At 73.8% G+C, this 14,779-nt stretch carries 13 protein-coding genes and 1 pseudogene; 1 reads left to right on the top strand and 13 read right to left on the bottom strand.

Going from position 1 to position 14,779, the window contains the following annotated elements; genetic code table 11:
- Positions 1 to 84: 84 nt before the first annotated feature.
- The 10 genes from ACIREO_RS15880 to hisI all read right to left on the bottom strand — a co-directional run bounded on the left by ACIREO_RS15880 (position 85) and on the right by hisI (position 7,841).
- The gene (locus ACIREO_RS15880; protein ID WP_404109661.1) at positions 85 to 900 is read right to left on the bottom strand and encodes a thioredoxin domain-containing protein; all 816 of its coding nucleotides are present in this window, start codon (positions 898 to 900) and stop codon (positions 85 to 87) included.
- Positions 901 to 975: 75 nt separating this feature from the next.
- On the bottom strand, positions 976 to 1,788 hold the full coding sequence (gene trpA / locus ACIREO_RS15875; RefSeq protein WP_404109659.1) for a tryptophan synthase subunit alpha: 813 nt from the start codon (positions 1,786 to 1,788) through the stop codon (positions 976 to 978).
- Positions 1,785 to 3,065 carry a tryptophan synthase subunit beta gene (gene trpB / locus ACIREO_RS15870; protein WP_404109656.1) on the bottom strand — a complete coding sequence of 427 codons (1,281 nt, stop codon included), beginning with the start codon at positions 3,063 to 3,065 and terminating at the stop codon, positions 1,785 to 1,787. Before trpB ends, trpA begins: the two co-directional genes overlap by 4 nt.
- A 136-nt stretch (positions 3,066 to 3,201) precedes the next feature.
- Positions 3,202 to 3,378 carry a tryptophan biosynthesis modulator TrpM gene (trpM, locus tag ACIREO_RS15865; RefSeq protein WP_404109994.1) on the bottom strand — a complete coding sequence of 59 codons (177 nt, stop codon included), beginning with the start codon at positions 3,376 to 3,378 and terminating at the stop codon, positions 3,202 to 3,204.
- A 47-nt stretch (positions 3,379 to 3,425) separates the two neighbouring features.
- Positions 3,426 to 4,235, bottom strand: a complete 810-nt coding sequence (gene trpC, locus ACIREO_RS15860; RefSeq protein WP_404109654.1) for an indole-3-glycerol phosphate synthase TrpC — start codon at positions 4,233 to 4,235, stop codon at positions 3,426 to 3,428.
- Positions 4,236 to 4,351: 116 nt separating this feature from the next.
- Positions 4,352 to 4,831 (bottom strand): DUF2752 domain-containing protein, encoded by a 480-nt coding sequence (locus ACIREO_RS15855; protein ID WP_404109651.1) that lies wholly within the window; start codon positions 4,829 to 4,831, stop codon positions 4,352 to 4,354.
- A 104-nt stretch (positions 4,832 to 4,935) separates the two neighbouring features.
- Positions 4,936 to 5,187 carry an HGxxPAAW family protein gene (locus tag ACIREO_RS15850; RefSeq protein ID WP_404109649.1) on the bottom strand — a complete coding sequence of 84 codons (252 nt, stop codon included), beginning with the start codon at positions 5,185 to 5,187 and terminating at the stop codon, positions 4,936 to 4,938.
- 94 nt (positions 5,188 to 5,281) lie between these two features.
- Entirely contained in the window at positions 5,282 to 5,941 is a 660-nt protein-coding gene (locus ACIREO_RS15845) for a TIGR02234 family membrane protein (RefSeq protein WP_404109647.1), read from the bottom strand.
- A 14-nt stretch (positions 5,942 to 5,955) separates the two neighbouring features.
- A complete protein-coding gene (locus ACIREO_RS15840) occupies positions 5,956 to 7,449 on the bottom strand; it encodes an anthranilate synthase component I (RefSeq protein WP_404109645.1) in 1,494 nt (497 codons plus the stop codon).
- An 11-nt stretch (positions 7,450 to 7,460) separates the two neighbouring features.
- Positions 7,461 to 7,841, bottom strand: a complete 381-nt coding sequence (hisI, locus tag ACIREO_RS15835; protein ID WP_404109642.1) for a phosphoribosyl-AMP cyclohydrolase — start codon at positions 7,839 to 7,841, stop codon at positions 7,461 to 7,463.
- On the opposite strand from hisI, the pseudogene ACIREO_RS15830 reads away from it, so the two are divergent.
- Positions 7,747 to 8,478 (top strand): annotated as a pseudogene (locus tag ACIREO_RS15830) (TIGR03085 family metal-binding protein); the annotation flags it as partial. The gene hisI and the pseudogene ACIREO_RS15830 sit on opposite strands and share 95 nt — an antisense overlap.
- Before the next feature lie 129 nt (positions 8,479 to 8,607).
- Here ACIREO_RS15830 and ACIREO_RS15825 read toward each other — a convergent pair.
- From ACIREO_RS15825 to ACIREO_RS15815, 3 genes are all read right to left on the bottom strand, one after another.
- The gene (locus ACIREO_RS15825) at positions 8,608 to 10,203 is read right to left on the bottom strand and encodes a cation acetate symporter (protein ID WP_404109639.1); all 1,596 of its coding nucleotides are present in this window, start codon (positions 10,201 to 10,203) and stop codon (positions 8,608 to 8,610) included.
- A gap of 217 nt (positions 10,204 to 10,420) precedes the next feature.
- Positions 10,421 to 11,773, bottom strand: coding sequence for a PucR family transcriptional regulator (locus ACIREO_RS15820; RefSeq protein ID WP_404109636.1), 1,353 nt, complete (start codon positions 11,771 to 11,773; stop codon positions 10,421 to 10,423).
- A gap of 225 nt (positions 11,774 to 11,998) precedes the next feature.
- Positions 11,999 to 14,749, bottom strand: a complete 2,751-nt coding sequence (locus ACIREO_RS15815) for an AAA family ATPase (protein WP_404109633.1) — start codon at positions 14,747 to 14,749, stop codon at positions 11,999 to 12,001.
- Positions 14,750 to 14,779: the final 30 nt, after the last annotated feature.

Here is a 14,779-nt window from a genome sequence, read left to right as displayed (position 1 = left end):
TGCCGGACGGGACGTACGGCAAGCCGTCCGGCAACTTCTGGGTAACGGGCCCCGGCGGAGTATCCGCCGAAGCGCGGTCCGGTCCTAGGGAGTGGCCCCCACGGTGCCCGGCTTCTTGCCCTTGTTGGCCTCCGCGACCCACTTCTTGAGGTTGGCCACGGAGATCTGTTCGTTCCCCTTCTTCGGGAAGACCGACTCACCGTTGAGCAGCGCGGCCGGCGTGCCTTCGAACCCGCCCTCGGTGAACGCCTTGTTGGATTTCTCGACCCAGCTGTCGTGCGTGCCGTCCTCCACGCAGCTGCGGAAAGCCGGTGTGTCGAGGCCGTCCACCTTGCCGGCCAGCTCGATCAGCTTGCTGTTCTTGCCGAAGGCGTCGTCGGTCTCCTCGGGCTGACTGCTGTAGAGCACGTCGTGGTAGGGGGCGAACTTCCCGGCGTCCTGGGCGCACGCGGCGGCGTTGGCCGCGCGCAGTGATCCGCTGCCGCCGACGTTGCCGTCGATGATCGTGGCCAGGTGGTACTCCACCTTGAGCTGCCCGCTGTCGGCGAGCTCCGTGATCGTGTCGCGGAAGGCGGTCTCGAACTGGGCGCAGACCGGGCAGCGGAAATCCTCCCAGACCGTGAGCGTGGACGGTGCGTCGTCGGCCCCGACCTGGAGGGCGAGTCCGTCCTTGCCCATCGCCCCGGACGGGGTGACGGCGGGCCCGGCCTCGCTGTCCTTGTCGTTCTTGCCGGCGTTGGCGGCGATCACGCCGATCACCGCTGCCAGCGCCAGCACCCCCACCACGGCGGTCGAGACGATCAGCGTGCGGCGGCGGCGGTCCCGCGCCCGGTCCTGCTCACGCTGCTGGACGAGCCGGTCGCGCGCGGCTCTTCTACCTCGGTCTTGGTTCTCGCTCACACCGCGCAAACGAACCGGGGAGGCACGTCAGCGCCTCCCCGGTCCCAGGTCCACCCGTAAGGATGACGCCTGCTGTCAGCGCTTTCGAACGCCTTCGGCCAGTTCGGCCGCCAGCGCGCGGACGGCGGCGAGACCGGCGGCCTCGTCCGGGGCGTCCAGCATCCGCTTGACGAAGGCCGAGCCGACGATCACCCCGTCGGCGAAGCCGGCGACCTGCCGGGCGTGCTCGGCGGTGGATACGCCGATGCCCACGCAGACCGGCAGGTCCGTGGTGGCGCGGGTGCGGCGCACCAGGTCCTGCGCCTGCTCGCCGACCGATTCCCGGGTGCCGGTGACACCCATCAGCGAGGACGCGTACACGAATCCGGAGCCCGCCGCCGTGATGGTGGCGAGGCGCGCGTCCTTGCTGCTCGGGGCGACGACGAAGACAGTGGCGAGACCGTGCTTCTCGGCGTGCTCCCTCCACAGCCCGGACTCCTGGACCGGCAGGTCGGGCAGGATGCACCCGGCGCCGCCCGCCTCGGCGAGCTCGGCGGTGAAGCGCTCCACGCCGTACCGGTCGATGGGGTTCCAGTACGTCATGACGAGGATCGGCGCGCCCGTCGCCTCGTGCGTCTCGCGGACCGTGCGCATGATGTCGGCGATCTTCAGGCCGCCGCGCAGCGCGATGTCGTCCGCGGTCTGGATGACCGGCCCGTCGAGCACCGGGTCACTGTGCGGGAGTCCCACCTCGACGACGTCGGCACCGCCCGCGACGGCCGCCTTGACGGCCGCGATGCCGCCGTCGACGGTCGGGAAGCCGCCGGGCAGGTAGGCGATGAGCGCCGCCCGGTCCTCGGAAGCGGCCCTGGCCAGCGTCGATTCGAGAAGCTCTCGGTTGCCGCTCACTTGGTGACCTCTTCCTCTCCGTCGGCCACGTCGGCCTCGACGACCGCGTCCGCGCCGTCGTAGAGACCGAAGTACCGCGCTGCCGTGTCCATGTCCTTGTCGCCGCGGCCGGACAGGTTGATCAGGATCAGCCCGTCCGGGCCGAGCTCCCGTCCGACCTCCAGGGCCCCGGCCAGCGCGTGCGCGCTCTCGATGGCGGGGATGATCCCCTCGGTGCGGGAGAGGAGACGCAGCGCCTGCATGGCGGCGTCGTCGGTGACGGCGCGGTACTCGCCGCGGCCGATGTCCTTGAGGTAGGCGTGCTCCGGGCCGATGCCCGGGTAGTCGAGCCCGGCCGAGATCGAGTAGGGCTCGGTGATCTGGCCCTCCTCGTCCTGGAGGACGTAGCTGCGTGAGCCGTGCAGGATTCCGGGTTCGCCCGCGGTCAGGGTCGCCGCGTGCTCGCCGGTCTCCACACCGTGCCCGGCGGGTTCGCAGCCGATCAGCCGGACGTCCGCGTCCGGGATGAAGGCGTGGAAGAGGCCGATGGCGTTGGAGCCGCCGCCGACGCAGGCGACCGCGGCGTCCGGCAGCCGGCCGGCGCGCTCCAGGATCTGGCGGCGGGCCTCGACGCCGATCACCCGGTGGAAGTCACGGACCATCGCCGGGAAGGGGTGCGGTCCGGCGACCGTACCGAAGAGGTAGTGGGTGCGGTCCACATTGGCGACCCAGTCGCGGAACGCCTCGTTGATGGCGTCCTTGAGGGTCCTGGAGCCGGACTTCACGGCGACGACCTCGGCACCGAGCATCCGCATGCGCGCCACGTTCAGCGCCTGCCGCTCGGTGTCGATCTCGCCCATGTAGATGGTGCACTCGAGCCCGAAGAGGGCGCAGGCGGTCGCCGTGGCGACGCCGTGCTGGCCGGCTCCGGTCTCCGCGATGACGCGGGTCTTGCCCATGCGCTTGGTGAGCAGGGCCTGGCCGAGCACGTTGTTGATCTTGTGCGAGCCGGTGTGGTTGAGGTCCTCACGCTTGAGGAAGACGCGGGCCCCTCCGGCGTGCTCGGCGAAGCGCGAGACTTCGGTCAGCGCACTGGGCCGCCCCGTGTAGTCGGCCATGAGCTGATCGAGTTCGGCGGCGAACGCGGGGTCCGCCTTGGCCTTGTCGTATTCGACGGCCACCTCGTCGACGGCGGCGACCAGCGCCTCCGGGATGAACTTGCCACCGAACGCGCCGAAGTAGCCCTCGGCGCTGGGGATCAGACCCTCGGGGTCCGGGATGAAGAAGTCGGACGACATGCGACGTGCTCCTCGAATCGCAACGGGTGATGACACCGTATGCGCCGTGAGCTGAGCGCCACGCCGGCCGGTGGACGGTCGGTGCGGTGGGGCGTGCGGATCCCTGTACGGAGGGACGGGCGACGGCCGGGGCTCGCTACGGCGCGGACCCCGTGCGCCATCGCATGCCGTTGACCTGTCCTGGTTCGTCGCCGATCACATAGCGGACGCGCCTGCCGTGCACACGCCTGGCGGGGGCGCGGCAGCCGCGGGGGCGACAGCCGCGCGCCAGCGGCGCGTGCGGGTCCTGCGCACCCTGTCCGGCGGAGCGCAGGCCCGGCCGGACGAGTGCGGCGGGACGGTCGGCGGGCACGGTCGGGATCAGCCCCGTCCGTGCCGGAGCGCCGGGTGGGCACCGGCGGCGACCAGGTCGGCGACGGCGGACCTGGGGTCGCGGCCGGTGACGAGGGACTCGCCGACGAGCACGGCGTCCGCGCCGGCGTTGGCGTAGGCGATCAGGTCGTGCGGGCCCCGGACGCCGGACTCGGCGACCTTGACGATGTGGTCGGGGATCTCGGGGGCGACGCGTTCGAAGGTGGAACGGTCGACCTTGAGGTCCTTGAGGTTGCGCGCGTTGACACCGATGATCTTCGCTCCGGCGTCCACCGCGCGCTCCGCCTCCTCCTCGTCGTGGGCCTCGACGATCGGCGTCAGGCCGATCGACTCGGCCCGCTCGATCAGGGAGACCAGGGCCTCCTGGTCGAGGGCGGCGACGATCAGCAGGGCGAGGTCGGCGCCGTGGGCCCGTGCCTCCCACAGCTGGTACGAGGTGACGATGAAGTCCTTGCGCAGGACCGGGATGTCGACCTTGGCGCGGACGGCCTCCAGGTCGGCGAGCGAACCGCCGAAGCGGCGCTCCTCGGTGAGGACCGAGATGACGGACGCCCCGCCGGCCTCGTAGTCAGCGGCGAGCGCGGCCGGGTCGGCGATGGCGGCGAGAGCCCCCTTGGAGGGGCTGGAGCGCTTGACCTCGCAGATGACGGTCACGCCCTCGCCGCGCAGTGCGGCGACTCCGTCCTTGGCCTGGGGAGCGCGCGCGGCGCGTTCCTTGAGCTCGTCGAGGCTGACACGCGCCTGCCGCTCCGCGAGGTCGGCGCGAACGCCGTCGATGATCTCGTCGAGCACACTCACGCGAGCGGCCCCCTTCCGAAGCGGTGATGGGTACAGGATCAGCCATCCCGATGGTATCCGCAGGAGGGCTCAGGGCCCGCATCCAACGGCGTTACGTCCCAGTACCTGGTCATTGTTCACGGCGCCAGCGCCGAGCCGACGGGCAGATTCCTGACCACGGAGAAGACCAGCAGCACCGCGCCGATGCCCCACCAGTAGCGGGGTGCGAGGCCGATCCGCATCGTCCGGCCGCGGCTCGCACGCACCGCCCAGAGCAGCCAGACCGCGGCGAGGACGAGATAGCCGACGACGGCCATGGCATTGGCACCCAGGGCGGCGGCCAGGTCTCCGTGGGCGAACGCGTGGGCGCTGCGCAGCCCTCCGCATCCGGGGCAGAGCACTCCGGTGAGGCGGAGCATCGGGCAGACCGGGTAGTGGCCGGGCTCGTTGGGGTCGACCGTGGCGACGTAACCGAAGGCTCCGACGACGACGGCCATGACTCCGACGGGCGTGGCGAGCCGGCGGAGCCGGGAGACCGGGGCGGGGGCCGGCAGGCCTGGCCCCGGCACGGGGGCCGGGTCCGGGGCGGCGGCTGCGGGAGATGCTGAGGCGTCCACGGGGCGATTGTCCCCGCTCGCGAGGAAAGGCGCAGCCCGGTCCGGGCTGCGCCTCGCGTCGTGTCCTGGGGCCGGCGAGAACCGCCGGAGGCCCCGGGTGCCTGTCAGGCCGTGACCTGGGCCTCGGAGGCTCGGTCCCTGGCGGCCGTCATCTCGGCGGACTCCTTCGGCATGCCGAGGCCGGCCATCTTCATGGCGAGACCGACGACCCCGCCGAGGACGACGACGACGAGACCGGCCCAGAAGCCGAGCGTGTTCGCCGCGACCATGAAGAGGCCGGCGATGCAGAAGCCGATGAAGGAGATGATGACACCGGTCCAGGCGGCCGGGGTGTGTCCGTGGCTGCTGCCCGCCATGAGTTGCTCCTTGTTGGTGTTGCGCTGAAGGTGTCGCTGCTGAGAGAGCTTGCTCCCATTGTCCCGTACGCGCCGGTGGAGGTGAGGCTGGGGGTCATGCCTCGCGCGTCGGGTCCTCGCCGCGGTCCAGGGCCTTCCACAGTTCCTCGGGCCGGTCGGGGTCCGGGGCTGTGCGGGGGGCCTTGCGGGGGCGGGGGGTGCCGTCGCGTTCGTACCGTCCCGACATGGCGGGCCAGCGGCTGCCGTAGCGCAGGGCGAGCAGTCCGGCGAGCAGGAGGAGCAGTCCGCCGGCCGCGGTGACGTAGGGCCAGGCGGTGTGGCTGAGGGCGTCGACGGTGGCTGCGGTGTTGCCTGTGGTCTGCGCGGCCTGCTCGTCCAGGGCCGCGCGGTCCGAGGCGCCGGCGTAGGCGCTCAGGCCGGCGCCGAGGCCGGAGAGAGCCAGCAGTCCGGCGACGATCAGCCTGCCGCCGCCACGGACGGCGAAGACGGCGACGAGGGCGGCCAGGCCGACGACGGCCAGGGCGGCCGGGACGCCGGTGACGTCCTGCCCGTCGGCGCTGAGTGGCAGGGTGCCTCCGCCGACGGCCGCCCTGCCCTCGGCCCAGGTCTGCCCGGAGGCGAGGAGGACGACGGTGGCGCCGGCCGCCCCGAGGAGCAGGGCGGCGGCCAGGCTTCGGCGGCTTCCTGCGCTGTCGGGCGCGGAGGCGGCTCGGGCACGGGGCTGGGGTACGGGGACAGCACTCACGTACTCCACTATCCCCTACCGGCTCAGACGGACGGGAGCCGGTTCGCCGTATGCACGGCCCGCAGGACCGCGGCGGCCTTGTTCCGGCACTCCATGTCCTCGGCGACCGGGTCGGAGTCCGCGACGATGCCCGCGCCCGCCTGGACGTACGCGGTGCCGTCACGGAGCAGGGCGGTCCGGATGGCGATGGCGGTGTCGGAGTCGCCGGCGAAGTCGAGGTAGCCGACGCAGCCGCCGTACAGGCCTCGGCGGCTGGGTTCGAGCTCCTCGATGATCTGCAGGGCACGGGGCTTGGGCGCGCCGGAGAGGGTGCCCGCGGGGAAGCACGCGGTGAGGACGTCGAAGGCGCTGCGGCCCCCGGCGACGCGTCCGGTGACGGTGGAGACGATGTGCATCACGTGCGAGTACCGCTCGACCGACATGAAGTCGAGGACCTCGACGCTGCCGGGCTCGCAGACCCGTCCCAGGTCGTTGCGGCCGAGGTCGACGAGCATCAGGTGCTCGGCGCGTTCCTTGGGGTCGGCGAGGAGCTCGTCGGCGAGGGCCTGGTCCTCCTGCGGGGTGGCGCCGCGGTGCCGGGTACCGGCGATCGGGTGGACCATCGCCCGGCCGTCCTCGACCTTGACGAGCGCCTCGGGGCTGGAGCCGACGACGTCGAACCCGTCGAAGCGGAAGAGGTACATGTACGGCGACGGGTTGGTGGCGCGCAGGACCCGGTAGACGTCCAGCGCGCTCGCCGTGCAGGACGTCTCGAAGCGCTGGGAGGGGACGACCTGGAAGGCCTCGCCGGCCCTGATGCGCTCCTTGACGTCCTCGACGGCGTCCTTGAACGCCTCGCCGCCCCACAGTGCGGTGTAGGGCGGGAGCTCGGAGGGCGGCAGCGCGGCGGGGGTGTTCTCCACGGGCCGGGACAGGTCGCGCTCCATGGCGTCGAGCCGGGCGACCGCGTCCTGGTAGGCCTCGTCGATGCCGGTGTCCAGGTCGTTGTGGTTGATCGCGTTGGCGATCAGCAGGACGGTGCCGTCCCCGTGGTCGAGCACGGCCAGGTCCGAGGTGAGCAGCATGGTGAGCTCGGGGAGCTTCAGGTCGTCGCCCCCGTGCTCGGTGATCCGCTCCAGCCGGCGTACGACGTCGTAGCCGAGGTAGCCGACCATGCCGCCGGTGAACGGCGGCAGACCGTCGTCGCCGACCAGGTCGCGGGGGGTGTGCAGGGTCTCGATCGTGGCCCGCAGGGCCTGGAGCGGGTCGCCTTCGACGGGGACGCCGACGGGCGGGGTGCCGAGCCAGTGCGCCTGCCCGTCGAGCGAGGTCAGGGTGGCGGCGCTGCGTACGCCGATGAAGGAGTAGCGGGACCAGGTGCGGCCGTTCTCCGCTGATTCGAGGAGGAACGTGCCGGTGCGTTCGGCCGCGAGCTTGCGGTACAGCCCGACCGGGGTGTCACCGTCCGCGAGGAGCCGGCGGCTGACGGGGATGACACGCCGGTCGACGGCGAGCTTGCGGAACGTCTCGAGATCCATGGCGGCTGACCTTACCGGGGTGCCGCGACCGGAAGGACGTCCTTGTCGAAGCAGGTGCGGTCGCCGGTGTGGCAGGCGGCACCCGTCTGGTCGACCTTCACCAGGACGGTGTCGGCGTCGCAGTCCAGCGCGACCGACCTGACCCGCTGGATGTGGCCCGAGGTGTCGCCCTTGACCCAGTACTCCTGGCGGCTGCGGGACCAGTAGGTGCAGCGGCCCGTGGTGAGGGTGCGGTGCAGCGCCTCGTCGTCCATCCAGCCGAGCATGAGCACCTCGCCGGTGTCGTACTGCTGGGCGATGGCCGGGAAGAGCCCGTCGGGGCCGCGCTTGAGGCGGGCGGCGACGGCCGGGTCGAGGTTGCTGGCGGGCGTGGAGCCGGGCGTACTGGTCATGGGCCCCATTGTGCCGCGCCTAGCGGGGCCGTCCGGCCGTGCGTCCACTGGGCGGACCTCGGGCGGCGGTCGTACGCTGGCGGGCATGTCGACCCATGCGAAGCGTGAACGTCTTCTGCTCGCTGACCTGTTGGAAGCGGCGGGTCCCGAAGCCCAGACCCTGTGCAACGGCTGGAAGACCCGTGACCTGGCCGCCCATGTAGTGGTGCGTGAACGCCGTGCTGACGCGGCGGGCGGGATCATGCTGGGTGCCCTGAAGAACAGGCTGGAGCGGGTCCAGGCCGAATTCGCCGCCAAACCGTACGAGGAGCTGATCCAGCTCATCCGTACGGGTCCCCCGCGCTTCTCGCCCTTCGGCCTGAAGCAGCTGGACGAGGCGGCCAACACCGTCGAGTTCTACATCCACACCGAGGATGTGCGCCGGGCCCAGCCCGACTGGTCGCAGCGGGACCTCGATCCCGTCTTCGCCGATGTGCTGTGGTCGCGCACCGAGAAGACGGCGCGGATGCTGGGCCGCCGGGCCCCGGTGGGCCTGGTGCTGCGGCGCCCGGACGGCCAGACGGCGGTGGCCCACAAGGGCACCCCGGTGGTGACGGTCACCGGGGAGCCGGGTGAGCTGCTGCTGTTCGCCGCGGGGCGGCAGGACGCGGCGCGGGTGGAGCTGGACGGCGACAAGGACGCGCTGGCCCGGCTGCACACGGCCGAGCTCGGCCTGTAGCCCGGGGCCGGGCTCCCCCGGGCGCCGTCCGCGCCCCGTACCGGCCGCTCACGCCCCGTCGCGGGCACGTACGGGCGCCCGGTGGGGGCGGTGGCGGTCGTCGGGCGCCGCGTCCGGGGCCTGTCCCGATCCCAGCAGTCCGAGGAGGAATCCCGCCGGGATCGTGACGAGGCCCGGGGTCTGGAGCGGGAAGACGTCGAAGTCCCACTCCGGGAAGAGCGCGATCGGTGTGCCGGAGAAGGCCGGCGAGAGGACCATCAGGATCCCGATCAGCGGGAGCGTGCCGTAGACGGTCCATCGCACCCCGCGGGCGTTGAAGCGCGGCCGGAACAGGGCGTACAGCAGGACGGGCGGCAGGACCGAGGCCGCCGCCGCGAACGACAGGGAGAGCAGCACCTGGGGGTTCCGGTCGTGGGTGTACGCCGAGAGGAGGACGGCCAGCGCCCCGATGCCGACGACGGCCCAGCGGGCGCGCCTGATCTCCCTGCTGGAGGCCTTGCCCTCGCCCTGGGCGCCCGACTTCACCGTGAAGTCGCGGGCCAGGGACGAGGCGGCGGCCAGCGTGATCCCGGCGACGGCGGCGAGGGTGGTGGCGAACGCCGCGCATGCCACGAGCGCGAACAGGGGGCTGTCCCGTGGCCCGGCCGCACCCGGGTCCAGGGCACTGGTCACCATCAGCAGGGAGGTGCCGCCGGCCGGGTCGGCGGCGTGCAGCAGTTCCCGGCCCAGCAGCGCGGACGCGCCGAGTCCGACGACGACGATGCCGACGCACAGCAGGGCGACGGGGCTCACGGCCCAGATACCGGCCCGGCGGGCGGTCCAGGCGTCACGGATCGGGTGGAGCCGCATCATGATGTGCGGCATGCAGGCGGCGCCGAGCAGGAGGGTGGCCTGGAAGCCGACCAGGTCGAGCCCGCCCGCGAGCCCATGGCCGAACTGGAGCCCGGGGCGCGCGTAGTCGCCGCCCGCCTTGCTGCCTGCCCGGGCCGCGTCGAAGAGGGCGAACGGCGACCAGTCGAAGCGGGCGAGGACGAGCCCCGCGAGCAGGGTGACCGCTCCCAGGAGGACGGCCACCTTGAGGATCTGGATGTAGCCGGTGCCCCGCATCCCTCCGAACGCCGAGTAGCAGACCATCAGTGCGCCACTGGCGACGGTGCAGCCGGTGAGGGCACCCTCGGGCAGCCCGAACATGGAGGTCATGACACGCCCGGCGGTGGTGAGCTGTACGAGCAGCAGCGGGGCCAGTACGACGAGGGTGGCCACGCCGAGCGCACGGCGTACGGACCCGTCGCCGAGCCGGTCGGCGAGGAAGTCGCCCATGGTGAAGACGCCTTTGCGGCGCAGCCGTTCGGCGAAGAGACGCATCACTAGGGCCAGCGAGGCGACCGTCGCCACGGCGAACAGCAGACCGTCGAAGCCGGCGAGCGCGACGGATCCGGTGGTGGAGAGCAGTGTGGCGGCGGAGACGTAGTCCCCGGCGATGGCCAGTCCGGCGCCGACGGGGCCGAGGGTGGCGCCGCCCGCGTAGAAGTGCTCCGGGTCGTCCTGGTCGGCGGCGGCGAGTCCGCACAGCAGCAGGGACACGGCGACGAAGGCGAGGAAGATGACCACGGCGAGGGACCGGGCGTCGATCGCGCCGCTCACCGGATTCGCTCCGCCGGTACGGCTGTGCAAGGGGCAGCTGAAGGCATGCGCGCCATGGCATCAGCCGAGGCGGGTGCGGCACAGGGGGCCGGGACGGGGCGCGGCGCGGGTACAGCCGGCCCGGTGAAGGACTGTGCCGCCGCACAGTCGGCGGGCCCCGGTCCGGGGAGTACCGCCCCCGAGGCCAGGGCGCCCCCGCCTCCGCGCGCAGCCGCCCTCAGCCCGGCAGCAGCCGCCGCGCCGCCAGCGCCAGGGACACCTCGACCGCGTCGGACGGGCGTGTAAGACAGCGGCCCGTCAGTTGCTCGAACCGCCGTAGCCGGTTCAGCACCGTGTTGCGGTGGCAGTACAGCTTCGCCCCCGCCCGCTGCGCCGAGCCGTCCGAGTCGAGCCACGCCGTCAGCGTCTCGATGAGCACGTCCCGGTCCGCCGGGTCGAGCCGGTCCAGCGGCCCGAGTACCCGGTCGGCGAGCGCCGTCGCGAGGCCGGGCGAGGACACGACGAGCGCGGCCGGCAGATGCTCGTCGAGCAGCACGGTGCCGCCGGACGCCGGGCAGGCGCGGAGCGCCGTCTCGGCGTGGCGCCGCGCGTCACCGACGGAGGCCAGCCCCTCGACCACGGAGCTGATGCCGACGCGGGTGCCCGGAGGCACTGTCAGGCCCTTGGCGAGCGCCGCCAGTTCACCGTCGGGGACCGGGGCGGAGGCGCGCGCGGCCTCGGCGTCGCCGTCGCCGTCGCCCGCAGGCTCCGGCTCGTCCGCCACCGGCACCGTCCCCAGCGGCAGGATCGCCAGCTCCACGTCCCCCGCCGAGTGCCAGAGGGCGGGCGCCCCCTCGGCCAGGGCGAGCGGCGGACGCCCGGTGCCGTGCGGGGCGCGGCAGGCACCGGCGGCCGCGAGTACGGCGTACCGTCCCTGCACCGGAAGGCCCAGCATCGCCGCGGCGTCCGGCAGGTCCGCTATCCGGGCGGTGCCGTCCAGCAGGGCCGCCGTCATCAGGCGCTGCTGGTTCTCGCGCCGCCAGGAGAGCCGCCGTTCGGCCTGCCGGTAGGCCTCCGCCACCACGCCGCAGTGCTCGTCGACGAAGTTCCATACGTCCGCGGCGACATGGACCAGCAGCCGGGTGTCCTCGGGGTGGCGCCGGGCCGTGTCGTCGACCAAGTCCTGCCAGACCATCGCGCCACCCATCCGGAAGGCGTGCATCACCGCGTCGAGCGGTACGCCCTGCTCGGCCCGGGTCTCGCCGATCCACCGGGAGGTGCGGTGGGCGGCCTCCCGGAACTCGCGGGGCTGGATGAGGGAGGCGACGTTGTGCCGCAGGGAGTGGTGGACCTCCTGCCAGATCTCGGCGGGCTCGGTCTCCATCGCGGCACGGTAGGCCGGCTCCTGCTCCCGCAGCGCCTCGACCAGCCGGTCCGTGAGCTCCGGCAGCGCGTCCAGCAGCCCACGGGCCGCCCGGTGGAGCACCGCCACGGCCTCGCTGTCGGCCAGGGAGCGGACTCGGTGCGGCAACGGTGCTACGGGGGGCGGCCCGTGCAGCGCCCTGATCCGTGAACGTACGACCTGCGGCATGGCGGCCTCCACCGGGAATCGGCCGACCGAGGTTGGGCCGGCCCCGGTGTGCGCCCGGCCCGCACTGGGCGCGCGCACACCGATTGATCCTGACGACCGCAGAATGGCATACCGCCCGGTCGGTACCTAGAGGTATGCGCGGTTCTTCTCATCACGGTCCTGCAACCTCGCACCGCCCGAAGGCCTTTCGTCCGGATCGGGCCGGCCCGATCCGGACGGGAGACCTCAGCGGTCCAGCAGTCTGGAGAGCTCGGTCCGTGACCGGACCCCGAGAGCGGCGAAGACGTTACGGAGATGGTGGTCAACGGTCCGCGGGCTCACCGAGAGCCGCACCGCCACCTCACGGTTGGTGGCGCCCTCCGCGACGCAGCGGGCGATCCGCTGCTGCTGCGGGGTCAGGCCGGCCAGCGGCCCCGGGCCGCTCTGGTCCGGCACGTCCACCGCCTCCCCTGCGGCCCGCAGCTCCCCGCCCGCCCGTTCGGCCCAGACCCGGGCGGAGCAGCGTTCGAAGGCGACCAGCGCGTCACGCAGCGGGCCGCGGGCCTCCCTGGTACGGCGGAGCCGGCGCAGCAGCTTGCCGTGGAGCAGCTGGGTACGGCCGCGCTCGAAGTCGCCGCCCGCACGGTCGTGGTGGGCCAGCGCCTCCTCGTACAGGGCGGCGGCCTCCTCGGGCGGTGCCAGCAGGGCGCGGCAGCGGGCCAGCTGGGCGGGGACCTGGGGGTCGGTCGTCCGGGCGGTCCACAGGGCGAACTCGTCCACCGCTACGGCGAGTGCGCCGGCGCCGCCCTCCGCGCGGCCGGAGAGCGCCATCGCCTCGATGTAGCAGGGCACGGCGAGCATCCGGGTGGCGAAGTGCCCCGTCGCCGGTCCCGGCCTGACCAGCGGGCCGAGCCGGGCCGCCGCCTCGCCGGGCCGCCCGGCCGCCAGGTCCGCACGGGCCACAGCCCAGGTGGCGAGCATGGCGGCCTGGGCCAGACCGTGCGGCCCCGCCCCGGCCAGCGCTGCGTCGGCATGGGCGGCGCACGCCTCGGCGGGCCCCTCCACCGAGGCGGCGAGCGCGAGCACGGAGTGCAGATGGGTGGCGGAGTTCTGCTGCCCGGTCCGCCGGGCAGCGTGCAGCCCTTCCAGGGCGTGGGCGCGGGCCCTGGCGTGTTGCCCGGCCCGCAGTTCGGCGTAGGCGAGCTGCTCCAGGGCGTGCGGCAGCAGGGCTTCGGGCCCCCGGGTGCGTACGACGGCGAGTGCGCGGGCCCCCGCGCGGCAGGCCGCGTCGACCTCGCCGAGCACCAGGGCCGAGGCCCCCGCACGCAGGAGCTCCCCGGCGTCCTCGGCGCGGTCGGCGGCGTCGAGGCAGCACCGCAGGAGGGCGTGGCCCCGGTCGGGGTGCCCGGCGAGCACGGCGCACATTCCGGCGCGGTACTGCGCCATGGACCGGTCGGCGGCGGCGACGGGGATGCGGTTCATGGCATCCAGATAGGCGATGGCGTCCCCCATGCCCCACGCCGCCTCCGCCGCGCCGAACAGGGCGTCCAGGGTGCGGCGCGGATCGTGCGGGGCGAGCAGCTCCGCCGCGGTCAGGAGTGCCTCTCGGGCGTCGGCGGCCGGTCCGTCGCGCAGGGCGAGCATCCCGCGTACGTAGGGTGCGGCGCCTCCGGCGAGGTGGGGGCCGACGCGGGCCAGCATCGCGCGGGCCCGGCCGGTGTCGCCGGCCAGCCGCGCCTGCTCGGCGGCGGCGGTGAACCGTGCGGCGCGCAGGGTGTCGTCCGCGGAGAGCGCGGCGGCGCGGGCCAGCGCGGCGGACCGTTCGCCGTGCGGGCGCGGGGCCGCGGCGGCCCTCTCCAGCTGCCCGGCGAGTGCGGCGTCCGGCCCGGTCGCGGCGCAGGCCCGCTGGACGAGCGCGGGAAGCGGGGCCGGGCCGGGCCCGGTCAGCAGACCGGCGAGCAGCTCGTGCACGGCCCGGCGGCGGCCCGGCGGCGCCCGGTGCAGGACCGCGCGACGCAGCAGCGGATGGCTGAAGTGCACGCGGCTTCCCGCACGTTGGAGTGCCCCGGCGGTGCCGGCGGGCGCGAAGAGCACACGGTCGAGGTGTGCGGTGGCCAGCCCGGCCCGGGCGCCGGCCCGCAGCAGCAGGGCCGCGTCGGCACCGGCACCGTCCGGCTCGTGCTCCTCCGCGGCCGCGGCCAGCAGGAGGAGGGTACGGGTGTCGGGCGGCAGCCCGTCCAGATGCCCGGCGTGGGCGTCGAGGACACTCTCGGCCCCGGGGAGCGGGTACGGCAGCGCGGTGCGCCCCGCCAGCTGGCCCGGGCTGAGACGGCCGGCCAGTCCGGCGAGCAGTCTCGGATTGCCCGCCGCCTCGCGCAGGAGTTCGCTGCGTACGACGGGGTCGACATCGGCCGTGCCCTCGGTGAGCCGGTCCAGGAGCGCGGTCGCCGCGTCGTCGTCGAGCGGGCCGAGGCGCAGTGCGGGCAGTCCGGCGAAGGCGGTCTCGTCGGCCGCTCCGATCACCACCGCGACCCGGCTGCCCGCGCCGAGTCTGCGGGCGGCGAAGCCGAGTGCGGCGCGGGAGTCGGGGTCCCAGTCGTGCGCGTCGTCCACGCAGACCAGCAGGGGCTGTTCGGCCCCCAGACCCCGCAGGAGACCGAGCAGCCCGCCCGGGGTGATCCCCGAGCCCAGGATCGAGTCGGGGGTGACGGGCAGCGGGCCGGGGGCGGAGCAGAGCAGGGCGTGCAGCCCGCTGTAGGGCAGTCGGCGTTCGGTGGGGGCCGCGGCGGCGTACAGCACGGGGCCGCCGTGCCTTCCGAGGTAGTGTGCGGCGGCCTGCCGCAGCAGGGCGGTACGGCCGAGGCCGGGCGGCGAGGTCAGCACGAGCGCTCCGCCGTCACCTGCCCGCAGCCGAGTCAACAGGGTTGCCAGGATGGCCAGTTCACCGCTGCGGCCGTACAGCCGGAGCGGACTGTGCACGGTCGTCGATGAGGTCACGCCCTCACGTTACTTCCGCGTAAACAGCGT

Origin of the sequence: Streptomyces sp. NPDC102441 (assembly GCF_044765585.1) — a bacterium.
GTDB lineage: Bacteria > Actinomycetota > Actinomycetes > Streptomycetales > Streptomycetaceae > Streptomyces.
The sequence above is the reverse complement of the archived record's forward strand: the minus strand, read 5'-3'. Positions and strand labels throughout refer to the sequence as shown.

Coding starts and splice junctions, on each gene's coding strand:
- hisI (WP_404109642.1), bottom strand. CDS start 7,841: ATGACCAGTACGCCCGGCTCCACGCCCGCCAGCAACCTCGACCCGGCC.
- ACIREO_RS15820 (WP_404109636.1), bottom strand. CDS start 11,773: ATGCCGCAGGTCGTACGTTCACGGATCAGGGCGCTGCACGGGCCGCCC.
- trpB (WP_404109656.1), bottom strand. CDS start 3,065: ATGTCGTCCGACTTCTTCATCCCGGACCCCGAGGGTCTGATCCCCAGC.
- ACIREO_RS15840 (WP_404109645.1), bottom strand. CDS start 7,449: ATGGATCTCGAGACGTTCCGCAAGCTCGCCGTCGACCGGCGTGTCATC.
- ACIREO_RS15850 (WP_404109649.1), bottom strand. CDS start 5,187: ATGGCGGGCAGCAGCCACGGACACACCCCGGCCGCCTGGACCGGTGTC.